The sequence below is a fragment of the Brenneria nigrifluens DSM 30175 = ATCC 13028 genome, from assembly GCF_005484965.1.
Lineage (GTDB): Bacteria > Pseudomonadota > Gammaproteobacteria > Enterobacterales > Enterobacteriaceae > Brenneria > Brenneria nigrifluens.
Genome location: NZ_CP034036.1, coordinates 3,410,392 through 3,435,410, shown reverse-complemented (window position 1 = coordinate 3,435,410; position 25,019 = coordinate 3,410,392). Strand labels below are relative to the sequence as shown.

The 25,019-nt window shown below is 53.5% G+C and carries 28 protein-coding genes; 15 read left to right on the top strand and 13 right to left on the bottom strand.

From position 1 onward, the window contains the following. Positions 1 to 90 precede the first annotated feature (90 nt). On the bottom strand, positions 91 to 255 hold the full coding sequence (locus tag EH206_RS23095; RefSeq protein WP_156803280.1) for a hypothetical protein: 165 nt from the start codon (positions 253 to 255) through the stop codon (positions 91 to 93). 31 nt (positions 256 to 286) lie between these two features. Here EH206_RS23095 and EH206_RS23205 point away from each other — a divergent pair, with 31 nt between their 5' ends. Together EH206_RS23205 and EH206_RS23200 are read left to right on the top strand one after the other, a co-directional pair. Further along, positions 287 to 556 carry a response regulator gene (locus tag EH206_RS23205; RefSeq protein WP_050815614.1) on the top strand — a complete coding sequence of 90 codons (270 nt, stop codon included), beginning with the start codon at positions 287 to 289 and terminating at the stop codon, positions 554 to 556. Then, positions 499 to 714 carry an HD-GYP domain-containing protein gene (locus EH206_RS23200; RefSeq protein ID WP_071778486.1) on the top strand — a complete coding sequence of 72 codons (216 nt, stop codon included), beginning with the start codon at positions 499 to 501 and terminating at the stop codon, positions 712 to 714. The genes EH206_RS23205 and EH206_RS23200 overlap by 58 nt, the downstream gene beginning before the upstream one ends. Positions 715 to 897: 183 nt before the next feature. Here EH206_RS23200 and purN read toward each other — a convergent pair whose 3' ends face one another. Both purN and purM read right to left on the bottom strand, forming a co-directional pair. Continuing rightward, positions 898 to 1,536, bottom strand: coding sequence for a phosphoribosylglycinamide formyltransferase (purN, locus tag EH206_RS16045; protein ID WP_009113874.1), 639 nt, complete (start codon positions 1,534 to 1,536; stop codon positions 898 to 900). After that, complete coding sequence (gene purM / locus EH206_RS16040) at positions 1,536 to 2,573, bottom strand: phosphoribosylformylglycinamidine cyclo-ligase (RefSeq protein ID WP_009113873.1); 1,038 nt, start codon at positions 2,571 to 2,573, stop codon at positions 1,536 to 1,538. Before purM ends, purN begins: the two co-directional genes overlap by 1 nt. A gap of 374 nt (positions 2,574 to 2,947) precedes the next feature. On the opposite strand from purM, the gene upp reads away from it, so the two are divergent. From upp to hda, 3 genes are all read left to right on the top strand, one after another. Further along, the gene (gene upp, locus EH206_RS16035; protein ID WP_009113872.1) at positions 2,948 to 3,574 is read left to right on the top strand and encodes a uracil phosphoribosyltransferase; all 627 of its coding nucleotides are present in this window, start codon (positions 2,948 to 2,950) and stop codon (positions 3,572 to 3,574) included. Positions 3,575 to 3,687: 113 nt separating this feature from the next. After that, positions 3,688 to 4,980: a uracil permease gene (gene uraA / locus EH206_RS16030; protein WP_009113871.1), complete on the top strand. Its 1,293-nt coding sequence runs from the start codon at positions 3,688 to 3,690 to the stop codon at positions 4,978 to 4,980. 111 nt (positions 4,981 to 5,091) lie between these two features. Beyond that, positions 5,092 to 5,799, top strand: a complete 708-nt coding sequence (gene hda / locus EH206_RS16025; RefSeq protein WP_009113870.1) for a DnaA inactivator Hda — start codon at positions 5,092 to 5,094, stop codon at positions 5,797 to 5,799. A 137-nt stretch (positions 5,800 to 5,936) separates the two neighbouring features. On the opposite strand, the gene EH206_RS16020 is transcribed toward hda, so the two are convergent. The 4 genes from EH206_RS16020 to EH206_RS16005 all read right to left on the bottom strand — a co-directional run bounded on the left by EH206_RS16020 (position 5,937) and on the right by EH206_RS16005 (position 9,682). Then, positions 5,937 to 6,728, bottom strand: coding sequence for an SDR family NAD(P)-dependent oxidoreductase (locus EH206_RS16020; RefSeq protein WP_009113869.1), 792 nt, complete (start codon positions 6,726 to 6,728; stop codon positions 5,937 to 5,939). Between the two features lie 70 nt (positions 6,729 to 6,798). Further along, positions 6,799 to 7,764 carry an ABC transporter substrate-binding protein gene (locus EH206_RS16015; protein WP_009113868.1) on the bottom strand — a complete coding sequence of 322 codons (966 nt, stop codon included), beginning with the start codon at positions 7,762 to 7,764 and terminating at the stop codon, positions 6,799 to 6,801. 32 nt (positions 7,765 to 7,796) lie between these two features. Beyond that, positions 7,797 to 8,861 carry an ABC transporter permease gene (locus EH206_RS16010; RefSeq protein WP_009113867.1) on the bottom strand — a complete coding sequence of 355 codons (1,065 nt, stop codon included), beginning with the start codon at positions 8,859 to 8,861 and terminating at the stop codon, positions 7,797 to 7,799. Beyond that, positions 8,858 to 9,682, bottom strand: coding sequence for an ATP-binding cassette domain-containing protein (locus EH206_RS16005; RefSeq protein ID WP_009113866.1), 825 nt, complete (start codon positions 9,680 to 9,682; stop codon positions 8,858 to 8,860). The genes EH206_RS16010 and EH206_RS16005 overlap by 4 nt, the downstream gene beginning before the upstream one ends. Before the next feature lie 203 nt (positions 9,683 to 9,885). On the opposite strand from EH206_RS16005, the gene EH206_RS16000 reads away from it, so the two are divergent. Both EH206_RS16000 and EH206_RS15995 read left to right on the top strand, forming a co-directional pair. Next, a complete protein-coding gene (locus tag EH206_RS16000; protein WP_009113865.1) occupies positions 9,886 to 10,938 on the top strand; it encodes a substrate-binding domain-containing protein in 1,053 nt (350 codons plus the stop codon). After that, positions 10,938 to 11,792 (top strand): amidohydrolase family protein, encoded by an 855-nt coding sequence (locus tag EH206_RS15995; RefSeq protein ID WP_009113864.1) that lies wholly within the window; start codon positions 10,938 to 10,940, stop codon positions 11,790 to 11,792. The genes EH206_RS16000 and EH206_RS15995 overlap by 1 nt, the downstream gene beginning before the upstream one ends. 55 nt (positions 11,793 to 11,847) lie before the next feature. On the opposite strand, the gene EH206_RS15990 is transcribed toward EH206_RS15995, so the two are convergent. Beyond that, a complete protein-coding gene (locus EH206_RS15990) occupies positions 11,848 to 12,300 on the bottom strand; it encodes a riboflavin biosynthesis intermediates N-glycosidase (protein ID WP_009113863.1) in 453 nt (150 codons plus the stop codon). 183 nt (positions 12,301 to 12,483) lie between these two features. Between EH206_RS15990 and EH206_RS15985 the strand changes: the two genes are divergently transcribed. Then, complete coding sequence (locus tag EH206_RS15985; RefSeq protein ID WP_009113862.1) at positions 12,484 to 13,422, top strand: threonine ammonia-lyase; 939 nt, start codon at positions 12,484 to 12,486, stop codon at positions 13,420 to 13,422. 42 nt (positions 13,423 to 13,464) lie between these two features. Here EH206_RS15985 and bepA read toward each other — a convergent pair whose 3' ends face one another. From bepA to EH206_RS15960, 5 genes are all read right to left on the bottom strand, one after another. Then, a complete protein-coding gene (bepA, locus tag EH206_RS15980; RefSeq protein WP_040344018.1) occupies positions 13,465 to 14,928 on the bottom strand; it encodes a beta-barrel assembly-enhancing protease in 1,464 nt (487 codons plus the stop codon). Between the two features lie 148 nt (positions 14,929 to 15,076). Continuing rightward, on the bottom strand, positions 15,077 to 15,733 hold the full coding sequence (locus EH206_RS15975) for a DUF4276 family protein (protein ID WP_009113860.1): 657 nt from the start codon (positions 15,731 to 15,733) through the stop codon (positions 15,077 to 15,079). Next, positions 15,730 to 16,821, bottom strand: coding sequence for an AAA family ATPase (locus EH206_RS15970; protein ID WP_009113859.1), 1,092 nt, complete (start codon positions 16,819 to 16,821; stop codon positions 15,730 to 15,732). The genes EH206_RS15975 and EH206_RS15970 overlap by 4 nt, the downstream gene beginning before the upstream one ends. Positions 16,822 to 17,046: 225 nt before the next feature. Continuing rightward, positions 17,047 to 17,514: a thioredoxin-dependent thiol peroxidase gene (gene bcp / locus EH206_RS15965; RefSeq protein WP_009113858.1), complete on the bottom strand. Its 468-nt coding sequence runs from the start codon at positions 17,512 to 17,514 to the stop codon at positions 17,047 to 17,049. Positions 17,515 to 17,516: 2 nt separating this feature from the next. Continuing rightward, positions 17,517 to 18,089, bottom strand: a complete 573-nt coding sequence (locus tag EH206_RS15960) for a glycine cleavage system transcriptional repressor (RefSeq protein ID WP_198008364.1) — start codon at positions 18,087 to 18,089, stop codon at positions 17,517 to 17,519. A gap of 770 nt (positions 18,090 to 18,859) precedes the next feature. On the opposite strand from EH206_RS15960, the gene dapA reads away from it, so the two are divergent. From dapA to EH206_RS15925, 7 genes are all read left to right on the top strand, one after another. Continuing rightward, entirely contained in the window at positions 18,860 to 19,738 is an 879-nt protein-coding gene (gene dapA, locus EH206_RS15955) for a 4-hydroxy-tetrahydrodipicolinate synthase (protein ID WP_009113856.1), read from the top strand. 16 nt (positions 19,739 to 19,754) lie between these two features. Then, the gene (bamC, locus tag EH206_RS15950; protein ID WP_009113855.1) at positions 19,755 to 20,792 is read left to right on the top strand and encodes an outer membrane protein assembly factor BamC; all 1,038 of its coding nucleotides are present in this window, start codon (positions 19,755 to 19,757) and stop codon (positions 20,790 to 20,792) included. Positions 20,793 to 20,892: 100 nt separating this feature from the next. Next, a complete protein-coding gene (gene purC, locus EH206_RS15945) occupies positions 20,893 to 21,606 on the top strand; it encodes a phosphoribosylaminoimidazolesuccinocarboxamide synthase (protein WP_009113854.1) in 714 nt (237 codons plus the stop codon). Between the two features lie 383 nt (positions 21,607 to 21,989). Further along, the gene (locus tag EH206_RS15940; protein WP_009113853.1) at positions 21,990 to 22,847 is read left to right on the top strand and encodes a transporter substrate-binding protein; all 858 of its coding nucleotides are present in this window, start codon (positions 21,990 to 21,992) and stop codon (positions 22,845 to 22,847) included. Positions 22,848 to 22,893: 46 nt separating this feature from the next. Next, positions 22,894 to 23,556, top strand: a complete 663-nt coding sequence (locus tag EH206_RS15935) for an amino acid ABC transporter permease (protein WP_009113852.1) — start codon at positions 22,894 to 22,896, stop codon at positions 23,554 to 23,556. Between the two features lie 9 nt (positions 23,557 to 23,565). Beyond that, on the top strand, positions 23,566 to 24,228 hold the full coding sequence (locus tag EH206_RS15930) for an amino acid ABC transporter permease (protein ID WP_009113851.1): 663 nt from the start codon (positions 23,566 to 23,568) through the stop codon (positions 24,226 to 24,228). Continuing rightward, the gene (locus EH206_RS15925; RefSeq protein WP_009113850.1) at positions 24,225 to 25,016 is read left to right on the top strand and encodes an amino acid ABC transporter ATP-binding protein; all 792 of its coding nucleotides are present in this window, start codon (positions 24,225 to 24,227) and stop codon (positions 25,014 to 25,016) included. Before EH206_RS15930 ends, EH206_RS15925 begins: the two co-directional genes overlap by 4 nt. Positions 25,017 to 25,019: the final 3 nt, after the last annotated feature.

Below are 25,019 nucleotides of genomic sequence, written 5' to 3'. Positions count from 1 at the left end.
CTTATTTTCAACGGAGCGTTAGTAGGGGTAATGAGTACCGGCGGCAGATATCGTTGCGGGACAAGAGATTACGGCTATTTAAATAAGTAATTAAAGCGGGGCGGCCTGCTGCAATCCATTCTCGATCATCTGCCGGCCGGCGTGTTCTGGAAGGATGCGTCTTCCCGCTACCCTGGCGCGAACCGCCATTTTACCCGCGACGCCGGACGAGACGATCCCGGCGCGGCGCCGCACGTCCACGGACAGAGACAGCATTACATCCTGTATATCAATATAAGATAACCCGGTGAACCTCAAGCTGGTGACGCGGATCCTGGATAAATTTCGCCATATTCGCCTGGTGACCATGCGCACCGCCGAAGCGGGGATCGCCTTCGCCATGGCGCATCGGACCGATTTGATTCTGCTCGACATGAATATGCCGTATCTGGACGGCTATGCGATTATGAAGCAGTTGAAATCGCTCCACGATCCGCAGCTGCCGCCGAATGGGAGATTATGCGTCAGCACACCGTTATCGGCGCCGAATTACTGGCCGGCGATGACTCGCATCTGATGGTGATGCCGCGCGAGATCGCGTTGACGCACCATGAAAAATGGAATGGCGGCGGCTATCCGCGAGGCCTGTCGGGGGAAAATATTCCGCAGTCCGGGCGTGTTGTCGCCGTGGCGGATGTGTTTGATGCGCTGATTTCCGAGCGTCCCTATAAATGAGTCTGGACGCGGGAAGAAGCCGTGGCCCATATCAGGTCGGAAATCAGGCTGCCATTTCGATCCCGCGGTCGTCGACGCGTTTCTCGACATTCTGGACGATGTGATGAGAATTCAGGACGCCAACCGTGAATCCCCTAAGGGCTGACAGCAGCCGCGCCGCCGTTTTTAAACCTGGGAAAACGATTATTCGGCGGCGTAACCCTGCGAGGGAACGCGCACGCCATCCAGCCAGGCCTGATTTTCGCGCATAACCAACCGGCCGGAGATAAACCAGCCGACCACCATGGGATAAATGGTGTGTTCTTGCGTCTGCACCCGTTCCTGTAGACTTTCTTCACTATCATCACTGAAAATGGGGACTTTGGCCTGAAGAATCAACGGCCCGCCATCCAGTTCGTCGGTGACGAAATGCACCGACGCGCCGTGTTCGGCGTCGCCGTTTTCCAGCGCTTTACGATGAGTATGCAGGCCGGGATACTTCGGCAACAGCGACGGATGGATATTGAGTATTTTACCGGCGAACTGCGCGACGAAATCGGGACTGAGAATCCGCATATAGCCCGCCAGCACGATCAGCGCCGGCTGGTACTGTTCTATTTCCTGCATCATTGCCGCATCGTAAGCGGCGCGATCGGCAAATCCTTCCGGGCTGACGGCGTGCGCCGGTATGCCGGCATCCTGCGCCAGCTGTAGGCCCGGAGCTTCGGGATTGTCACTGAATACTGCGGCTATCTTGCCTTTAATACGTCCGCGCTTGCAGGCGTCTATCAACGCCTGCAAATTGCTTCCCTGACCCGATATCAAGATAACGAAATTTTTCATCAGTTAATGACCACTGAATCTCCGGTATCGGTTTGATTAATCAAGCCGATTTTCCATGCGGTTTCACCACTGCCGTTTAATAACGCCACGGCCTCGTCTGCCTGCTCGGCGGGCAGTACGACGAGCATACCAACACCGCAGTTAAATGTGCGATACATTTCGTGGCGGCTGACGTTACCCGCCTGCTGCAGCCAGTTGAACACCTCCGGCCACCGCCAGCTTGCTTCATCAATGTTCGCCTGCATGCCTTCCGGCAGCACGCGCGGAATATTTTCCCAGAAGCCGCCGCCCGTGAGGTGGGAAATGGCGTGGACGTCGATTTTTTCAATCAGCGACAGAATGGATTTAACGTAGATTTTGGTCGGCGCCAGCAGGTGGTCGGCCAGGGGGCGGTTTTCCAGTGTCACCTTGGCCGGATCGGCTTTGCTGACTTCGAGAATTTTACGCACCAGCGAGTAGCCGTTGGAATGCGGGCCGCTGGAGGCCAGGGCCACCAGGGCGTCGCCGGCGCGCACCTTACTGCCGTCGATGATGGCGGATTTCTCGACTACGCCGACGCAGAAACCGGCGACGTCGTAATCTTCGCCGTGGTACATGCCCGGCATTTCCGCCGTCTCGCCGCCCACCAGCGCGCAGCCTGATTGTTTACAGCCTTCGGCGATACCGCTAATCACGCTGGCCGCGGTGTCGACATCCAGCTTGCCGGTGGCGTAGTAATCCAGGAAGAATAACGGTTCGGCCCCTTGCACCACCAGATCGTTGACGCACATGGCGACCAGATCGATGCCGATGGTGTCGTGACGTTTGAGATCCATCGCCAGACGCAGCTTGGTGCCGACTCCGTCAGTGCCGGAAACCAGAATGGGTTCGCGGTATTTTTGCGGTAAGGCGCACAAGGCCCCGAAACCACCCAGGCCACCCATGACTTCCGGGCGACGGGTCTGTTTCACTACACCTTTGATGCGGTCTACCAATGCGTTGCCAGCATCAATATCCACGCCTGCGTCTTTATAGCTGAGAGAGGTTTTGTCGGTCACTGCGGAGTCCCCACGGAGGTTGCTGTCGGTAGTTAAAATGGAGCGCGCTAATTCTAACAGCGCGGGCAATCGTTTGCGAGCGGTGTGTCGCCGGGTTTTTATTTTTCCTCCTCTTGGGCAATTTCTGTTATCGGTTGATCTGGATCAGGCTTAATCCTGTATCACTCAGCCAAAAAAGCGGTATAATCCGGCGATTTTTTTATGGCGAGCGTCCTGCCCGCCACCCTGCGGGTCGTCACTTCGTGACGTTTAAAAACGCTCCTGGCGTTTTTTTATGGCGGGCGTCCTGCCTACTACCCTGCGGGCCGCCGCAAGCGGCGTTTAAAAACGCTTCGGGCGTTTTTCTGACCGTCCACAGTCTAGGGGAGATAATGATGAAGATCGTCGAGGTGAAACACCCGCTCGTCAAACATAAACTGGGCCTGATGCGTGAGAGCGAGGTTAGCACCAAGCGTTTTCGCGAGCTGGCTTCCGAAGTGGGCAGTTTATTAACCTATGAAGCCACGGCCGATTTAGCCACCGAAAAAGTGACCATCGACGGTTGGTGCGGTCCGGTTGAAGTCGATCAAATCAAAGGCAAAAAAATTACCGTGGTGCCGATCCTGCGCGCCGGTCTGGGGATGATGGAAGGGGTGCTGGAAAATGTCCCCAGCGCGCGCATCAGCGTTGTCGGTATCTACCGCAATGAAGAGACGCTGGAGCCGGTGCCCTATTTCCAGAAATTGGTTTCCAATATCGAGGAACGGATGGCGCTGGTGGTCGACCCGATGCTGGCGACCGGCGGCTCAATGATCGCCACCGTCGATCTGCTGAAAAAAGCCGGCTGCCGGAGTATCAAGGTGTTGGTGCTGGTCGCCGCCCCGGAAGGCATTGCCGCGCTGGAAAAAGCGCACCCGGATATCGAACTTTACACCGCGGCGATCGATAAGGGCCTCAATGAGCAGGGCTATATTATGCCGGGCCTGGGCGATGCGGGCGACAAGATATTTGGTACTAAATAACAGGCAAGCCGACTTAAACAGTCGGTTTTTTTATGGCGGACTATCCCTGTCCGCCACCCTGCAGGCCGCCGCCCGCAGCCGCAACAAATAGTAATGTTACAGAGGATACAAAGATGACTCGTCGCGCCATCGGGGTAAGTGAACGGCCGCCCTTGTTGCAAACCATACCGCTGAGCTTCCAGCATCTGTTCGCCATGTTCGGCGCCACCGTGCTGGTGCCGATCCTGTTCAAAATCAACCCGGCGACGGTACTGTTATTCAACGGTATAGGCACCTTGCTCTATCTGTTTATCTGCAAAGGAAAAATACCGGCGTATCTGGGATCGAGCTTTGCCTTTATTTCGCCGGTATTACTGCTGTTGCCTCTGGGCTATGAAGTGGCGCTGGGCGGTTTTATTATGTGCGGCGTACTGTTCTGTCTGGTGGCGCTAATCGTTAAGAAAGCGGGGACCGGCTGGCTGAACGTGCTGTTCCCGCCGGCGGCGATGGGGGCGATTGTCGCCGTTATCGGTCTGGAACTGGCCGGCGTGGCCGCGGGCATGGCGGGATTGCTGCCCGCCGACGGCGCGTCCGTTGATAGCACGGCGGTGACGATTTCACTGGTTACGCTGGCGGTGACGATCCTGGGGTCGGTGCTGTTTCGCGGTTTTCTGGCCATTATCCCGATCCTGATCGGCGTGCTGGCCGGTTACGCGTTGTCGTTCGCCATGGGCGTGGTGGATTTTGCGCCCATCGCCCAGGCGCACTGGTTTGCCCTGCCGACGTTTTACACTCCGCGTTTCGAATGGTTCGCCATCCTGACCATACTGCCGGCGGCGCTGGTGGTGATCGCCGAGCACGTCGGGCATCTGGTGGTGACCGCCAATATCGTCAAGAAAGATTTAATGCGCGATCCGGGGCTGCACCGCTCGATGTTCGCCAACGGCGTTTCCACCGTGCTGTCGGGCTTCTTCGGTTCGACGCCGAATACCACCTACGGCGAAAACATCGGCGTGCTGGCCATCACCAAGGTGTACAGCACCTGGGTTATCGGCGGCGCGGCGATCCTGGCGATCCTGCTCTCCTGCGTCGGCAAACTGGCGGCGGCGATTCAGGCGGTGCCGGTGCCGGTGATGGGCGGGGTATCGTTGCTGTTGTACGGGGTGATCGGCGCTTCCGGTATCCGCGTGCTGATTGAGTCCAAAGTGGATTACAACAAGGCGCAAAACCTGATCCTGACCTCCGTGATCCTGATTATCGGCGTCAGCGGGGCGAAAGTGCATCTCGGGGCGGCCGAACTGAAAGGGATGGCGCTGGCGACGGTGGTCGGCATCGGCATGAGCCTGCTGTTTAAGGTGATTAGCCTGTTTCGCAGCGAAGAAGTGATCCTCGATGCCCCGGAAACGGAACAACCGTCTCAGCGTTAGCGCCGGCTTTTTATCACGCGGCCTGGCATCCCGTTGAGTCGTTGCCTGCGACTCAACAGGGCCGAGTTTCTGTGATAAACTCGCTCTGTTTTCCTGCCAGCCCTGCTTGAGGTGATTCTGAACACGCCGGCACAGCTTTCACTGCCACTCTATTTACCCGATGACGAAACCTTTGCCAGTTTCTACCCGGGAGAAAACGCGTCGCTTCTTGCCGCCATTACCGGCGCGCTGCGCCAGGAACACGGCAGTTATATCTACTTTTGGTCGCGGGAAGGCGGCGGACGCAGCCATCTGCTGCACGCGGCCTGCGCCGATTTGTCCCGTCACGACCGAGCGGTCGGCTATGTGCCGCTGGATAAACGCGCCTATTTCGTGCCTGAAGTGCTGGAGGGTATGGAGCAGCTGGCGCTGGTATGCATCGATAATATCGAATCGATCGCCGGCGACGAAGCCTGGGAAATGGCGATGTTCAACCTCTATAACCGTATTCAGGAAACCGGACGTACCCGCCTGTTTATTACCGGCGATCGTCCTCCCCGACAGCTCAATCTGCATTTGCCCGATCTCTCTTCCCGCCTGGACTGGGGGCAGATCTATAAACTTCAGCCGCTGTCGGATAAAGAAAAAGGCGAAGCGTTGCAACTGCGGGCCAAACTGCGCGGATTCGAACTGCCGGAAGACGTCAGCCGTTTTCTGCTGAAACGGCTCGATCGGGAAATGCGCACGCTGTTTATGACGCTGGATCAGCTCGATCGCGCTTCCATCACCGCCCAGCGCAAACTGACCATTCCCTTTGTCAAAGAGATCCTCGGGTTGTAAGCCGGGGAGCCTTGTTTACAGCATCGCCATTACCTGTTCAGGCAGACGACCGATGCGCGCCTGTCGGTAGGCTGCCACGATAGAAACAATAAATCATCGTCCTGAATAGAGACGATGATTTATTGGTGAGTAGGTTTTTATGAAGCGAAGAACTGCGATCGGTCGTTAAAATCCAGGCTTTCCGGCAGTATTTGCCCGCCATCCACCACAATAGTTGTGCCGGTTATATAAGATGCGCAATCTGAAGCCAGGAAAAGCGCCGCACCGGCGACGTCATCGGGTTTCCCCAACCGGCCCAGTGGAATGGATTTTTCCATATTACTGATAAATTCCGGGCTACGTCCGTCGGTCAGGCCTTCGGTGATGATATTGCCCGGTTCAATACCGTTAACCGTAATACCATAAGGCGCGAACTCAAGCGCGGCGGAGCGGATAAGCCCATTGATGCCGGCTTTGCTCGCCGCATAAGCCCCGACGCCGGGGTTGGCCACTTTCGGCCCGGTAATGGACGAGGTGAAAATCATCTTTCCGCCGTGGCCTGCACGCATAGCTGGCAAACAGGCCTGCATTGCCAGAAAGGTGCCGGTTAAATTCACGGCTAAAACATGCTGCCATTGCTCCAGCGAAAGATCTTCGAGCAGACAGGAAGGGTAGATACCCGCGTTTTGCACCAGAATATCCAACCGGCCATAGCGGCTGATCGCCAACTCGGCCAGACTGTCCATATCCTGCTTGCTTGCAACGTTGGCATACTGAAATACCGCTTTATCGTTGCCTAATATTTGGGCAGTCCTTTGCCCGCGTTCGGAATCAATATCACCAAGGATAATTGACGCGCCTTGCTCGACAAAACGACGAGCGACAGCTTCGCCAATACCTTTGGCCGCACCGACAATAATAGCAACACGATTATTTAAACTACTTTGCATTTTAGAGTTCCCTGGTGAGGATGCAAAAATTAGCATTATTATTTTTTATTAAAACCTGACGATCTCTTTCTTATTTTTTACAGCTTACTTGGTAAAAATATTTAATAACTTCAGGGTCTTGCATATTTTCTCTTGTCGCAATGACAAAAGGCAGCAAGTTGTCATGAGGGACGGCGTCGCGGTTAATTTGCTTACGTACCAGTTGTGCCGCAAGTTTCACCGCCTGATAACCCATATCGTAAGGTTGCTGGATTATCAGCGCATCATAGATCCCATCTTTTAAGTCACGGATCTGTTGTGGATCGCCGTCGAACGAAATCAGTTTTACCGTACCGCGTTTACCGGCTTCTATAATGGCCGAGGATGCGCCTGTCGCCGCAGCAGAGTGGGTAACATAAATCCCTTTTAAATCCGGGTTGCCCTGCAAGGCCGCGGCAACTTGCTGGGCTGCCTTGGTCGAACTGGTTTCCGGGTAAATCACCGGCAGCAGCTTGGCGTTGGGAAATTCTTTGCCGTAGGTATCGACAAATCCTTTCACCCTGGCATCAATATCCGGCAGGCCGGGCCTCATTCCAACGGCCAGAAAGGCCCCGGTTGTACCGGCGATTTCCGACATGGCTTTGGCCGCCGCGACGCCGCCCAGATAGTGATTGGACTGGATGCTTTGCGTTTCTACCGGCATATTCAGCGGCGCATCAACGGTAATCACTGGCGTACCTTTGGCTTCCAGATTTTTGACCTGATTTATCAAGGCATTTCCATCGGTGGGCGCAAGGACAATAGCGTTGGGATTGAGTTGCAGCGCCGCATCGATAAACGGCTGTTGCAACGAGATATCCCAATCCGGCGGACCGTTCCAGCTTAATTTAACGTTAAATTCCTTTGCTGCGTTTTCGGCGCCGCACTGCATGGTGGAATAGAATGGGATCCCCACCTGTCCGGGCAAAAACGCCACCGAAACCGGTTGTTCCGCCAGGGCGGATACCGATAAAGAAGCTAATAATGCAGCAAGTGGCGTAACTAAACGAATATTCATTGCTGACTTCCTTATGAGTGACGATAAATAAGTTAAAGACTGCGCTGACGATTACGTTGATCGATATAAACGGCCACAATGACTATGAACCCGACAACAATTAACTGATAAAAGGAATCCAGTCCCATAATGACGAGTCCTGTACTTAATACCACCGGGATCAGGGTTCCGATAAGGGTTCCCTGCACCGAGGCAATGCCGCCAAACAGGCTGGTTCCGCCAATAACCGCAGCGGCTATGGCCTGTAAGCTATCGGTCTGGTGTCCGCCGATATTGGTGGTGGCGAATCGGGAAATATCCAACATGGCGGCAATACCGCACAGCAGCCCCATTAAGCTGAATAAGACCAGCTTGTGACTCATGACATTAATTCCCGCCCGCTGGGCTGCATTCGCCGAGGAGCCTACCGCCAGCGTATGTATGCCGAAGCGGGTTTTCGCCAACACAAACCAGAGTAAGAACACAATGGTTAACGATAACACCACTGGCAGCGGGATCAGGCCGGCGATGCGATAGGTCGCAAAAGAAGTCTGCAACGTACGCGGGATATTGGGCACGTTCGCGCCGTGGGTTATCACCAGCGCAATGCCCAGCCCGATAGTCGTCGTGGCCAGCGTAACCAAAAACGAACTCAGCTTAAGGCGGGTTACCAGTAGCCCATTGACAGTACCAAATATTACCCCGCTCAGTATGGCGACCAAAATGCCGCAGACGATAGCCACAGGCAGATGTGGATACTCGCCCATGGCCACTTCATCAGCGCTTCCGGCGAGAGCGGTAATAGTTTTTGCCGCTAAAATCGAAGAAAGCACGACATTGGCGCCGATCGACAGGTCAAATTCACGCGCACCCAGTAGAAAGGTCATTCCCACCGCCAGCAGCACCAACTGTGACGCATTCAGGGCGATAGTGAAAAAATTGTTCAGGCTAAAAAAAGCATTATTTGGGGAAATCAGCGAAAAAACCGCCACCATACTCAATAATATCAATAACATCCAAAATGAGGTCGCATCAGTCAATCGCGAAAGCCAGGTCGAATTATCACCATTATCATGCTGTGACCCAGGGGGTGGGTGCTGTTCGGGAACGGTGCTCATATTACGGCCTCCTTTGCGCCAAGCATGACGTCAACGATATCACGCACCGTGACCTGGGACGGCGTCAGGTTGGCAATGGCTACTCCCTGGCGCATAACGACAATACGGTCAGCAATTTCCAGCACCTGCGGCAAATCATGAGAAATCAGCAGAACGGCAAGATTACGACCGGCGGCGGCCCGAATCGCCAGATAAACCATGTCGCGCTGACGGGAACCCAACGCGGCGGTAGGCTCATCGAGCAAAATCGCGTGGCGGGCCCATTTTATCGCCCGGGCAATGGCAACGCCCTGACGCTGCCCGCCGGAAAGGCTTTGCGCGGTTGCCCGGTAGGTTTTCAGCTTCACACCCAATTCACTGAGCGTGTCCGTCGTGCTGTCGAGCATGGTTTTGCGGTCCAACATGCCAAGCGTGCCGCGCCAGCCGGGGGCTTTCAACTCACGACCCAGAAAGACGTTTTCCGCCACCGATAGATCAGGCGCCAGCGCCAGATCCTGATAAACCGTTTCGATGCCATAATGTTGAGCATCTTGCGTGGAGCGCAGTCGGACTTCTTTGCCATTGATGCACAGTTGTCCTTGGTCGGGAATATGCTCGCCACACAGAACCTTCATAAAGGTTGATTTTCCTGCGCCGTTATCTCCGACCACGGCGGTGATTTCGCCGCGAAACAAGGATATCGATACGCCGCGTAGTACGCTTAATGAGCCGAAATTCTTAACTATATTGATGGCTTCCAGAGCGGTTTGCCGCTGCTGCGCCAGACTGCAAGTATCATCCGCTGGTGATAATGATGGCAGCTCAGTGTGGTCGTTTTGCATTTTCAGGCCCCCTGTACTGGTGGGTGAAAAAGTCTGAAAGAAACACTGCTAAGAACATCGATTAACGTAATCGATTGCGTTACTATAATTACTGACGAAAAATTGAACTGTCAAGCATTATTATAATTTATGTATTGGGTTCGTTCGTTTTCCTGATTTTAGGTTTGTCACACCGGGACGTTAATTCATACAGGAGGCATTGATTGAAAGGGCAAAAGAAAATTACCATGCAGGATGTCGCCAGGGAAGCAGAGGTGTCATCGGCTACCGTATCCCGAGTGCTGGCGGGGGTTAAAGGCGCGACGTCGGAAGCCACCGCCGAGCGTGTATTGCATACGGCCAGGCGCCTGGGCTATGTGGTCAATTCCGTAGCGGCCAGTCTGCGCAAGGAGAAAACCTTTTCGGTAGGTCTGATTCTGGCCGATATTTCCAACCCTTTTTTCGGCGGCCTGGCGCGGGGCGTGGAAAATACCCTGAAATCTGAGGGTTTCAGCGTGTTATTGGCCAATACCGACAATGACGTTACGGAAGAAAAAAGGCTGCTGCGACTGATGATGGAAAAACAGGTCGACGCGGTGATTATGTCCAGTTCAGCCAGTGAGAATGACCATATCCTCGATGCCGTGGCGCGGGGTATGCATATCGTACTGGTTGATACTGAACTCAAAGATGTCCCGGTTGATACCGTCGTGGTGGATAACCAACAGGCCGCCAAAAAAGCAGTAGATTATCTGATTAATCTCGGCCACAGGAATATCGCCATCATCACCGGTAAACAGCAGGCCTCGTTCGATCAGGAGCGGCTTGAGGGATATCGGGAAGCGTTAAATGCCAAGGGTATCGCGATTTGCGAGGATCTTATCTTTTCCAGTGATTCCACCTATTTGGGTGGACGCCATGCCATCAAAACGCTTATCCGGCAGGACCCCTCCATTACTGCCTTTTTCGCCACCAACAATCTGATGACCATCGGCGCGCTGAGTGAAATTCTGGCGCAGGGATTCACTATTCCGCAGGATTTTTCGCTAATCGGCTTTGATGATATGGAATGGTATCCGATTTTTAAACCGGCCATTACCGCCATCAGCCAACCGATATATCAACTGGGTATCATTGCGGCCCAACGTTTACTGAATGCATTGCTAAGTGAACAACCCTTGTCGCCGGAGAGGATCGTACTCAACACTGAATTTATTATTCGGGACAGCGCATCTCCACCTTCGCTATCAATACCTTCTGTGACGGAGAAAAAATAATGCCCAATTTTCCACTGGTTGATGCCCATGTGCATTTTTACGATCAACAGCAACTCAATTATCCCTGGCTTACCGCTGTGCCGGCTATTCAGGGAAGTTATCTGCCTGATGATTTTACCCGTGCCAGCCGGGGCGTCGACGTTGAGAAACTGGTGTTTGTCGAGGTGGACGTTGCAGACGAACAACGGCTGGATGAGGTCCGTTTTGTTGAAAAACTAATTGGTTCGGAACCGCGTATAGCGGCGCTGGTGGCATCGGCGGCGGTGGAAAACGGGGCCGCTGTGGAAGCGGAGCTGAAGCGTCTGTCGGCAGTCAGCTCGGTGCATGGCATCCGTCGTCTTATCCAGTATCACCGGGATGCGGATTATTGTTTGCGCCCGGATTTTGTTGAAGGCGTCCGGCGTCTGGCACGTTTTGACCTGAGTTTTGATCTGTGTATCCGCCACGATCAATTGGCCAGCGCAAACGAACTGGTGCGGCGCTGCCCAGAGGTGAATTTTATCCTTGATCATATTGCCAAGCCAGGTATTGCCACGGGCCTGAAAGAACCCTGGATGAGCGAAATCAAAGCGATAGCGGCGTTGCCGAATGTGGTGTGCAAAATTACCGGCGTGGCGACCGAAGCCCATCACCAGAACTGGACGGTGGATGAAATCCGGCCCTATATCACCCACGTGATTGAGCATTTTGGTTTTGAAAAAATCATGTTCGCCAGTGACTGGCCTGTGATGAATATGGCTATCGATTATGGCCGCTGGGTCAGTATTATGGATGAGATATTACGCGGTAGCAGCGAGCATGAACTTCGGCAATTTTATTGCGAAAACGCCACGCGTACATACCGCTTGGCATAAACACGCATTAGCCGGGCAGAGCGGTGAATAACGATGGTGGAAGTACTCACGGCAATTAGCGGCGATAGGCGGTACGTAGCGACATCAGTATATGCCCCAGCCTGTTATCGCCTTCACCCCGATATTCGCCCCAAAAGCGGGCAATTTCATTATCCACCGGCGACCATTCCACCAGTCGACGTTCGCCGGTGGACAATAACAGATCTTTAAAATCCGGCGACTGATCAAATTTAGCCTGTACTAGTGCGGCCATTAACGAAATATGATGTTCAGCCCAGTCAGGAACGGTTTCCTGCTCGGTCAAAGCATCGCCGCAAATCGCCACCATCTCCGGGGTCGGCGCCTGCATCAACCAACGACGCATGACCGGATGCCGCGCTTTTGCCGCCTGATAGGCATGTTCGGGCGTGGCATACTCTTCGCCGTTAAATACCACGGGGCGGGGATGTAAGTTGCTGAATATACAATATTCTCCGTGGCGGGGATCATAAAAATGGATGTCATTCATTACGTTTATCCTGACTTATTGATTATTAAAATAAAGTTAACGCTGGCGAAAATTTTCCCTATGCGGGACGACGTGAGCCGCTGCTGCGACCATTGAAAAGAATATGCATCGTGCTTGTCAACACTTCTGATTCCATGCATAAATTAGATAACGTAATCGATTACTTTACCATAAGGGTGCAGAATGATTTCTCTTTCCGATATAAAAAATGCGGCTGAACGTATTGCGCCATACATCAGACAAACCCCTTTGTTGCAAGCGACTTGCTTATCGAAAAAAATCACCGAGGCGGAACTGTGGCTTAAACTTGAATGTCTGCAACCTACAGGTTCATTTAAGGTTCGCGGGGCAACCAACTGTTTACTGACGACGCCTGATACGGAAATACAACGCGGTATTGTTACCGCATCCGGCGGTAATCATGGCCTGGCGGTGGCGCGTGCTGCATCCATGGCCGGCGTACCGGCGACTATTTTTGTTCCCCGAACCACCAGTGAAGAAAAATTAATCAAGCTCGCCGCCTGGGGGGCGACGGTAAAGGTGGAGGGCAGCGTCTGGGACGAGGCCAACAAAAGCGCGCTGGCATTTGCCGCCGAACATCAATGCGCCTATTTTCATCCTTTTGCCAATCCGGCGGTAATGGCCGGTCAGGGGACTCTGGCACTTGAAATACTCAACGAATTGCCGGATTTGGATGTGATTCTGGTGGCTATTGGCGGCGGTGGGTTGATATCAGGGATCGCGACTGCCTTAAAGGCGTTAAAACCCTCAGTGCGTATTATCGGTATTGAACCGGAAGGGGCACCGACTTTGTACGCCAGTTTGCAGGCTGGGCAGGTCGTTACCCTGCCGGAGATTACGACGGCTGTCGCCACTATGGCTTGCGGCCGTACCGATCGCTCTATCTTTGACGTGGTGCGGCAATCGGTGGATGAGATCGTACTGGTTTCGGATCAGGAAATGCTTGAGGCCGCTCGCTGGTTGTGGTTTGAAACCGGTCTGGCCGCTGACCTCAGCGGAGCAGCGGCGGCAGCGGCGCTGCGTGCCGGAAAAGTCCGTCTGGAACCCGGCATCAAGGCCTGCGCCCTGGTGTGCGGTTCGGGACAGGAAGGGATCGGTTGATTATGATTTGCCTGCCGATAGCGGGGGCATTCATCCGCAGCGTCAGGATTTTTGGTACTGACGGAAACGTTGCTGCAACTGGCGCAACTGGTCGATTCGCGCGTCGTAGCGCGCCTGTTCCAGGCTGCCGAGTTTCACCTGCGAGCTGGCGTTGCTCAGCAAGCGGATAGACTGGTCGAGCTGTCCGGCCAGCGCCAGGCTTTCGGCGCGGGCGGATAACTCCTCCGCGCGCGAACCCTGGGCGGCGGCGGCCTGCGCCAGCAGATCCCAGCCGTTGGGATCGTCCGCGTGGGCGTAGGTGTAGCGGTAGAGTATTTTGCTGGCCGCCGCGGGCTGTTTCCCCTCGACGTAGGCATTCGCCAGATTGAGCTGCAGCACCGGGTTGGTCTGTATACCCGGCGCTTTTTGCAGCCGGGCGATCGCTTGCGCGGCGCGGTTTTGCCCCAGATCGATATCGGTCATCAAATCCAGAAACCACGGGTTGTCCGGGGCGTTGTCCAGCAGCGGTTGCAGCACGTTGCGCGCCTCGTCGTATTTCTTGGCCTGATAAAAACGGACGGCGTCGCCGTATTTGGCCGCCAACTGCTCGCGTACGTTGCCTTTCGCCCAGGCTTTCAGCAGGTCATCGTCGAGCGGCCTGCCTTCCGCACCGTACATGCCGAAGGTGCGCACCTTGGCGAACAGAAAATCCTGGGATGACTGCACCGGCGTGGATCTCATCTGATTCGCCCGGTTGCGGGCATCGGACAGGCGGCTTTCAGGCAAGGGGTGGGTGAGCAAGATTTCCGGCGGCTTCGAGGCGTAGCGCGATTGTTCGGCCAGCTTTTGCAGAAAGTTCGGCATGGCCTGCGGGTCGAAGCCGGCGCGCTGCAACACCTGAATGCCTATGCGATCCGCTTCCTGTTCGTTGCCCTGGGTAAAGGTGATTATCCCCTGTTGCGCCCCGGCCATGGTTCCGCTCAGCGCCGCCATCCCCAACTGCGGATTGGCCATCGCCAGCAGAATGGAACCCAGGGCGCCGACCCAGGTCAGCGGCGCGCTGCGCTGCTGCGACTCCATGGCGCGCGCCAGATGGCGCTGGGTGACGTGTGAAATTTCATGCGCCAATACCGAAGCCAGCTCGCTTTCGTTGTCCGCATAGCGAAAGAGCGACGAGTGGATCACCACGTTGCCGCCGAAAAAGGCGAAGGCGTTGATATCATCGTTGCGGATCAGGAAAAAGCGGAAAGGGGTGCGTACCGAATCGGCCTGCTTGACCAGCCGATTGCCTAATTGGTTGATGTAATTCGATAAAAGAGGATCGTTAATCAACGGGGCGCCAGCGCGTAATTGACGGACATAAAAATCGCCCATCGCCAGTTCCTGATTGATGCTCAGCGTGCCGCCGGCAGTGGTGCCGATATCCGGCAGCCGATCCTGGATCTCGGCCTGAACGGGAAGCATATTACCGGTCAGCATCGCCCCCAGCAGGACGGAAACGACCGTTTTTCTTAACCGGTTAGACATAATGAGAAGCAACCTTATCAACAGCCAATATTGCAGCGCTTTGCCAACCATCTTAGCCAGCCATGACGCACAAAGAAATATTTATCCTGGAAAATCGTGGGCAACGCGTTACGGGTTCCAGAGTGGAAAAGCGGAGATGAAGCCTACGCTAGGCATTTTTTAACGCTTCCAGACGATTTAACCAGTACTCAAAATGGGGACAGGCTCGACGCATAGAGTCTAAACCAATATCTGCGGCAATCAGCGGGCCGTGCAATGTTTTTTGATATTCAGGCACTACGGATAAAATTCGTTTTGAAGGAGACGTATGGGGACTGTTGTTAATCTCTTCCGGAGAGGGAAATTTCGTCCTGATTTGTTGTAGTTTCTCAATCGGGCGCTTGTCAGCCAGCCAATCGGCAAATTTGTCAGGTTCGCAAAACAGCAGGGCTTCAAATTCATGCAGTAAAAAATTGGCGATAAAGTTAGGTTGCGAAATGTCCGCCTGAAAGGCCTGTTCCAGTTCTAAAATCCACCTATGAACATCACTATTGGCCGGTTTACCGTGAGCTAAACCCGGAAAGTCAACTGGTAAACCATAGTAATCGATCAACGTGGTTACCCAGGCTTTTTTATCAGTTTTGCAAAGGCGAATGACCTGATTTTTGACTTTCCCATAGCTGACGATACCGCCTTTATAGCCGCGACTTGTTTGCGCTAAAATTGGATTAAGATAAAGTCCATGACGTATAAAGTAAGGTGCGAGCGTATCGCGTACAAAGGTTTCTTCCGTTTGGCCTTCAACAAAAACGTTTATCCTTGTCATCGCTGCGGCCTCCCGCCAAGCAGGTTTTTCTTCCACAGTTCGCCTAAACTGTAATCTTCAAGCCATTCATGCAGGCTATCTTGTTCCAGGCGTTTAAATGTCGATTCGCCATGATGCTTATCGACAACGATTAAATCTTCGGCTTCAAATTCATTAACCAGTTCCACTGACTGCGTTGAAACGATTAATTGATGCTGTTTGCTGGCACTTTTGATTAACGCGGCCAGGACGCTGATGGCATAAGGATGCAGACCCAATTCAGGTTCATCAATGATGATGGCGCTGGGCATATATTCTTCGGGTTGCAGTAAGACGGTGGCTAGCAGAATGAAGCGCAAGGTGCCATCGGAAAGCTCACTGGCTTTGAAAGGGACATCTTGTTCTTTTTCAACCCATTCCAACTGGATGCTGTCTGGGTTATCCGGCGTAGGGCGCAGATAGAAATCGCCAAAAAATGGAGCGGCCATTTGGATGGTCTTAATGATACGCTGATAATGGTCGGCATGATTTTTTTGCAAACGGTATAAAAATGCGGCCAGGTTAGCCCCGTCCTCTCGCAGGTAGTCATTATCGTTAATGCGGTGAATTTGTTTTACTCTGGCGCTTTCACTGGTGTCATGGAAATGATAGACGCGCCAGCGGCGCATGGCGGGTAACGTATATTTCCTGATACCTGAACGATGTTCTTCCGCCAGCGATTCAAAATGACCTGATTTTACGCCTTTATCACCACTCATGTTCCACCAGAGCGCTTCCCGTTGAAACATCATACGATTATCGTTAGTGGGTTCTAGCGTGAACTTATAGCCGTTATTGCCAAAGAACAATTCACCTTTTAACGCTTCGGTTTTTTTTCGACCGAAATGCAATAGGACGTCTGGTCCTCCTGCTTTGCTGACCAGCGTTTGCAGACGGTGATCCAGTAAGGTTGCAATGAGGCGAAAAAAACTGATGAAATTGGATTTACCCGCACCGTTGGCCCCAATCAGCACGTTGAGACAACCCATTTGCAGATCACAGCTAGCAATTGATTTATAACCACTAATTATGATGTGGCTCAGGTGGTCGCTATTGGTTACCGTTTTCATAATCTGCGTTAGCTACCTTACTCTTGGTTGGGCCTTGTCATGTTTTTTGGGCTTAACAGATATCATTCAGGGTCGGTGATATCATCTTAAATGGACGATCGATTAAATTCATTCTAATCGATGTATAAATGCGTGCATTCTTCGATAAATGAATCAAGAAAATCGATTGGTTTGCAGAACCGGCGCCTTATGCAAGGCGCCGGTATATCGCCGGAACGGGAGTGTTCAGGCGGTTTTCAGGTAGTCCAGCACGATGTCATGGTGGTTGCTGGTTTTGAAATCGTCAAAGACCTTTTCCACCTTGCCGTTTTCATCAATCAGGAAGCTGATGCGATGAATGCCGTCATAGGTTTTGCCCATAAAGGTTTTTTCGCCCCAGACGCCGAAGGCTTGTGAAACCTGATGATCTTCGTCGGACAGCAGGGTGAAATTCAATAACTCTTTTTCGACGAAGCGGGACAGTTTCTCCGGTTTGTCGGTGCTGATCCCCAGAACCTCAACGCCATATTGCTTCAGATCGTCCATATTATCGCGCAGGCCGCAGGCCTGAACGGTGCAGCCTGGCGTCATGGCTTTGGGGTAGAAATAGACCAACACCTTCTGTCCCTGGAAGTCGGTTAAATTTATCTGCTCGCCGTCCTGGTCGGGCAAGCTAAATTTCGGCGCGATATCACCGGCTTTCAGTGTATTCATCACTACTCTCCGTCTTTTTCTTCATGCTGTGGATAGTTCACGACGCTAATACTGCCTTGTGCGCGCAGTTCTGTACATAGCTGATAAAAGGCTGGTTCAATTATTGAACCGGACAGCGTGGCAGGACTGTGCGCGGTGATTTGAATATACAGCTGCGGCGGCTGCCCTCCCTCGGCGGGCCGGGTCTTCGAGACCAGTTCGGCAATGTTCATCTGATGGGAGTCAAATAAATCGGTAAAGCGCTCGATGATGTGCGGCGAATCCGCCACATCCACTTTGACCCAAACGGTGGACGGCATGGGCGGCCGCGCCTGCGATTCCGTGCGTTTCATCACGATCAGCAACTCCATCTCCGCCCCCTTCAGCGGCAGGGTGGACTCAATCTGCGCAATGGCGTTCCAGCTTCCGGAAAGCAGCATGATAAAGGTAAATTCTTCGCCCAGCATGGCAAGACGGCTATCTTCGATATTACAGCCGCAGCTGCTGACGTGGCGGGTGATGGCGTTAACAATGCCTGAGCGGTCGGCCCCCACGGCTGTGATAACCAGATAGTGTTCTTGTGGACTCGGCAAAATGATGCTTCCTGTGCTTTTTTCCTGATATTCACATGGTAACCATAAAAAATTGCCGGGAGCAATTTTTAACGCCGCTTGCGGCGGCCCGCAGGGTGGCGGGCAGGGATAGCCCGCCATAAAAAATTGCCGGGAGCAATTTTTAACGCCGCTTGCGGCGGCCCGCCGGGATAAGGAATCCCCATAAATTTGGGAAAGGGATTTCTGTTAACGCAGTGAGGGTTTCGTGCGTACTAACCTCAGTCGATTTCTGAGACCGTCGCAGCACGCGCCCGACACGGGGGGCTCAAGCGCCAGCCCCCCGTGACCCCGGGCTTTTCGCTAAATCGCGTCGCTACGCGATGCCTTCGGCGTTCGTGACCGCTGGTCGGGCCGCCATTGACGCGGAATACTCGCCCCATCCCCGGGGCTCGCCCTGCGGGCCAGCACAAGTGCTGTTCAAAAACGCTCCTGGCGTTTTTGTCCGGCGCGGCACTGGCTTTCGCGGCGGTCCCTGCCGCTCACCCGGCGGTCACGCCCACCTCAGCGCGATTTTTTACGCGAAGAAAAACCTTTAAAAGACCACATCCTGCTATCTAAGACGATTTATCGAATAATGTTTAATTATTTTCTGGGAAGCCGTCTGCCCGCCATAAAAAACTCAGAAGCATTGTTAATGCTGCTGGCGGTATCATAAAAAAACCTGTGCCAGACGCCTACAATGCCGTTGCGCGCTTGCTTTTGCATAGAACTCAAAAGTACCATGAGGCACTTGTTTGTGGAGGGGACGGCCAATGTTTACGGGAAGTATTGTTGCGCTGGTTACGCCGATGGACGCCAAAGGCGCCGTCGACCGCGCCAGCCTGAAAAAACTGATTGATTATCATGTCGCCAGCGGCACATCGGCGATTGTCTCCGTTGGAACTACCGGGGAGTCCGCCACGCTGAGCCATGAGGAACACGGCGACGTGGTGATGAGCACGCTGGAGCTGAGCGACGGCCGCATCCCGGTGATCGCCGGAACCGGCGCCAACGCCACCGCGGAAGCCGTTTCACTGACCAAGCGCTTTCACGGCACCGGGGTCGCCGGCTGTCTGTCGGTTACGCCGTACTACAATCGCCCGACGCAGGAAGGGCTGTATCAGCATTTCAAAGCCATCGCCGAACATACCGACCTGCCGCAAATCCTGTATAACGTTCCTTCCCGCACCGGTTGCGACCTGCTGCCGGAAACCGTGGCGCGGCTGTCTGAAATTAAAAATATTGTCGCGATTAAAGAGGCGACGGGGAACTTAAGCCGGGTAAGTCAGATCCAAGAGCTGGTTAGTGAAGACTTCATTCTGCTGAGCGGCAATGACGATATCGGGCTGGACTTTATGCAGCTCGGCGGAAAAGGGGTGATTTCCGTGACGGCGAACGTCGCCGCGCGTGAAATGGCGGAGCTTTGCCGACTGGCGGCGCTGGGCAACTTTGTTGAAGCGCGCCGTTTAAATCAGCGCCTGATGCCGTTGCATCAGAAATTATTTATTGAACCCAATCCGATTCCGGTGAAGTGGGCCTGTAAGGAATTGGGACTTGTGGCGACCGATACGCTTCGCCTGCCCATGACGCCGCTGACTGATTCAGGTCGCACGGCGGTGGCGCGCGCATTGAAGCATGCGGGTTTGCTGTAACCGTTAGGGAGATTGAATGACTGATTCACTGCAAAAGTCGATGGTGGCGAAAGTTGTCGGCGTATCATTAGTGATGCTGTTGGCGGCTTGTTCCAGCGATCAGCGCTATAAGCGGCAGGTTAGCGGCGATGAATCCTATCTGCAGACGCCGGCGCAAAAAGCGCTGAACACGCCGGCCGGTATGATTTTACCGTTGCAGAACGGGGAATATGATATCCCGCCGGTAACGCTGAATGGCGCGGTAGGCAAAGAACTTGATATTCGTCCGCCGGTGCAGCCGTTGGCTTTGTTGAGTGGTTCGCGCACCCAGATCTCGGGGGATACGGCAACGCTGTTATTGGAAAATAGCGCGCAAAACAGCCAGCTTTGGTCCCAGGTGGTGCGTATTCTACAGGATAAAAATTTCACCATCGCCAGCCGCCAGGACGCTCAGCAGACGCTGACCACGGACTGGATCGCCTGGACGCGCCAGGATGAAGATCTGCAATATCAGGGCCGTTATCAGATAACCGTTCAGCAGCAAGGGTATCAGATAGCGCTGGTGGTTAAACTGCTGGCATTGCAGCAGAACAACAATCCGGTCGCCGAGCAGGCGCAAATCCAACGCTACGCGGGCTTGATGCTGAATACCATCAGCGAGTCGTTGGACAGCCAGGCCACCGCGCGTGAAAACGCGCTGGCGCAGCGAACCAGCGGTTCGCTGGACGTGCAGAGCGGGGCGGACGATACCGGCCTGCCGCTGCTGGTGGTGCGCGGGCCTTATACCCTGGTATGGGAGCGTTTGCCGGCGGCCCTGGACAGCATCGGGATGAAGGTGAGCGATCGCAGCCGTCCTCAGGGTTCGGTTTCCGTCACCTACCGTGCGCCGGGCAGCAGCGCCTGGGAGGCGTTAGGGGCGAAAGATCCTGAACTGCCCAACGGCGATTACAAATTGCAGGTCGGCGATCTCGGTAACCGCAGCAGTTTGCAATTTATCGACTCCAAAGGACATACGCTGAGTCAGTCGCAAAACGATGCGCTGGTGGCGGTATTCCAGGCGGCATTCAGTAAGTAACTCGCAAGGGTCGGATTATCCGGCCCTTCTTCATTAAACAATCTAGGCGTTAAATTCTTGGGCCCGGTGCGCCTGGCCCTCACTGTGTGGAGTAATAAAGATGCAAAAGCTAGCTGAGTTGTATCGTGGGAAGGCGAAAACCGTCTACACCACCGAAGATCCCGACCTGCTGGTGCTGGAGTTTCGCAATGATACGTCAGCCGGGGATGGCGCTCGCATTGAGCAGTTTGATCGCAAAGGGATGGTGAACAACAAGTTCAACCATTTCATTATGAGCAAACTGGAACAAGCCGGGATCCCGACGCAAATGGTGAGCCTGCTTTCCGATACCGAAGTGCTGGTGAAAAAGCTGGATATGGTGCCGGTGGAGTGCGTGGTGCGTAACCGCGCCGCCGGGTCGCTGGTAAAACGTCTGGGCGTCGAAGAGGGTATCGAGCTGAACCCGCCGCTGTTTGACCTGTTCCTGAAAAACGACGCCCTTCACGACCCCATGGTGAACGAGTCTTACTGCAAAACCTTTGGCTGGGTGAGCGAAGATAATCTGGCGCGCATGAAAGAACTGAGCTACCAGGCGAATGAGGTGCTGAGCAAACTGTTCGGCGACGCCGGTCTGATTCTGGTGGATTTCAAACTGGAGTTCGGCTTGTTTAAAGGCGAAGTGGTGCTGGGCGATGAGTTCTCCCCGGACGGCAGCCGCCTGTGGGATAAGGCCACGCTGAACAAAATGGACAAAGACCGCTTCCGCCAGAGCCTTGGCGGCCTGATTGAAGCCTATGAAGAAGTCGCCCACCGTATCGGCGTAAAATTGGACTAGCTGCGCAATCGTTTCCGTTCAGCCTGCCAGGTTCGTGATGTCGGGCAGGCTGACTTTTCACCGGCTCTCTCCCGATTTTCTCTCTTCCTCGTTTTGTCTATCTTGCCATTTCGCGTACTGTCGGTAACAGCCTTGTTTTGCACTACAAAATACGTAAATTGCACCGTTTTAGCGCATTGAACCATCAATGATCTCAGGAATGACAGTACGCTCACTGATGAGATCCTCTCGCCTTAATCCTTTGTTGTAAAATTAATTCTTGGTTAACAAACGATTGCTTTTTGTCATACGTATTTTTTCCGCGCCGATTATTTTTGGCTTATTTTCTGCATTAATTCCATTGTTGCATACAATTGTTCGTTATAGCGGAAAAGGGGTGAATTATGTTCAATGTGAAGCAGGGTAAAGGTAAAACGGGTTGGGTCATTGGATTTTTGCTCGCTGCCACAGCGTCCGGTTTTGCCACACAGGCACAGGCTGCAAAACTGGATGATGTGTTGAAACGCGGTTATCTGATTGTGGGAACGGGCAGCACAAATGCCCCCTGGGGTTTTCAAGGCGCTGACGGCAAATTGCAAGGATTTGATATTGATATTGCACACATTATTGCCAAAGGATTGTTTAACGATGCCAGCAAAGTGCAGTTTGTCCAGCAATCATCGGATGCCCGAATTCCGAATCTGTTGACCGATAAAGTCGATTTAACCTGTCAGGCCATGACAGTGACGGCGCAGCGTGCTCAGCAGGTGGCCTTTACCATTCCTTATTATCGTGAAGGGGTGGCGTTACTGCTGCTGGCAAACAGTAAACATCAGCAACTGGCCGATATGGATGCTGCGGGGAGCGACCTTAATGTGGCGGTGTTACAGAATGTCTATGCCGAAGAATTGGTGCATCAGGCGTTGCCGAAAGCCAAAGTTTCACAGTATGAAAGCGTTGATTTGCTGTATCAGGCGCTCAACTCCGGGCGTGCGGATGCCGTCGCGACGGACCAGTCGTCAGCGAAGTGGTTAATGGTGCAGACGCCGGGACGCTATCGTTCGCCAGACTATGCATGGAGTCCGCAGACGTACTCTTGTGCTCTGAAACGTGGCGACCAGGACTGGCTTAACTTCGTCAATACGGCGCTGCATGAATCCATGGCTGGTGTCGATTTTGCCGACTATGCGACCGCCTATAAAAAATGGTTCGGGAGCACATTGAGTACACCACAGATTGGTTTTCCAGTTGAATATAAATAAGCATGACGGCGCCAGGCAACGCTGTCTGGCGCGTTGAGGTAACACCATGGGCTATCAACTTAATTTTTCCTCTGTGTGGCAAAATTTCGATCTGTTGCTCGCCGGATTATGGCTGGGGATCGAATTATCGCTGGTCTCTATCGCCATTGGCTGTACGTTGGGATTAACTGCCGCATTCTGCATGCTGTCGAAAAACGCGGGCTTGCGCTGGGTTGCGATGCTGTATGTCACCATCATACGAAATCTGCCGATCCTGATTTTGATTCTGATGATCTATTTTGCCTTGCCAGGTCTGGGCATTCGTTTAGATCAGCTCGGCTCGTTTATCGTCACGCTATCGCTGTATGCCGGGGCTTACCTGACCGAAGTGTTCCGCGCCGGTTTGCTGGGGATCCCAAAAGGGCAGCGAGAAGCCGGACAGGCAATCGGCCTGAAAGAGTGGCAAATCAAACGTTACATCATTATTCCGGTAATGTTCCGTAATGTACTGCCTTCGCTCAGCAATAATTTTATCTCCTTGTTCAAAGATACTTCGCTTGCTGCCGCTATCGCAGTACCGGAACTGACTTTTTATGCGCGAAAAATCAATCTGGAAAGTTATCGGGTTATCGAAACCTGGCTGGTTACCAGCTTGTTGTACATCGCGACCTGCTACCTGCTGGCGGCGCTGTTGCGCACGCTTGAGCAGCGGTTGGTACTGGTGCGTTAAGGAGAAGAGATGAACGATCCTTTTAGCTGGTGGTATCAGCTTTGGCAGGCAAGAACCACGTTGGCTCAGGGCTTCGCCATTACGTTATCCAGTTCGGTACTGGCGATTTTGTTAGGCACATTGCTCGGAGCGGTGGTGGGACTGTTGCTGAGTTATGGCCGCGGACCTGTGCGTTGGACGGTTCGGTTTTATATTGATGTGATACGCGGCACGCCGGTGCTGGTGCTGGTGTTGTCCTGCTTTTATATCGCCCCGGCATTGGGTTGGCATATCGGGCCCTTTGAGGCTGGAGTCATGGCGCTGGCGATGTTTTGCAGTTCCCATGTGGCGGAAATTGTACGCGGTGCGCTGCAGGCGGTACCAAGGGGGCAGAGTGAAGCGGCGAAGGCGATTGGTCTGACGTTTTTTCAGGATCTCTGCTACGTCCAGTTACCGCAGGCGCTACGCCAGATCCTGCCTACCTGGGTCAATTCTGCTGCGGAAATTGTCAAGGCTTCGACGTTGCTGTCCGTCATTGGCGTGGCTGATTTATTACTCAGTTCGCAACAGGTGATCGCCCGTACTTTTATGACGCTGCCATTTTATGCGTTTGCTGGGCTGTTGTTCTTCATCATTAACTTCTCGATTGAGCTTTTGGGCCATCATCTGGAAAAGAAAGTGAGATTGCCATGAATCAGGCACAGAGCGTATTGGCTGCCGCGCCGCTTTTGAAAATCAATAAACTGCACAAGCAATATGATCAGGTTGAAGTCCTTAAGGGGATTGATCTCACGCTGGCGCGTGGTGACGTAGTGACCTTAATCGGCTCCAGTGGTTCGGGAAAAACGACGCTGCTGCGCTGCGTAAATTTATTGGAGGAATTTCAGCAGGGAGAAATTTTCCTCAACGATCAGCCTATCGGTTACCACCAGCAGCAAAACCGGCGGGTACGCCATCCTGAAAAAGTGATTGCACAGCATCGTGCCATGACGGGGATGGCATTCCAGCAGTTCAATCTGTTCCCGCATTTAACGGCACTACAGAATGTGACGCTAGGGCTGCTGAAAGTGAAAAAAATGTCGAAAGATGAAGCGGTTGCTAACGCAGAGCGCTGGTTGGAACGTGTCGGTCTACTGGCGCGTCGCGATCACTATCCTGGTCAATTGTCCGGTGGTCAGCAGCAGCGAGTGGCTATTGCCCGTGCTATTGCCATGAATCCCAGCCTGATGCTGTTTGACGAAGTCACCTCTGCGCTAGATCCCGAATTGGTCGGAGAGGTGCTGGCGGTGATCAAAAACCTAGCGGAAGACGGGATGACCATGTTGCTGGTCACGCATGAAATGCGTTTTGCCTACGAAGTCTCCGACCGGATTGTTTTCATGAATCAGGGGCGCATCGAAGAGGAAGGCCCCCCTAAGCAATTATTTCATCAGCCCGTGTCGCCACGTTTGGCTGAGTTTATTAAACATTCTCATTTTTAACGG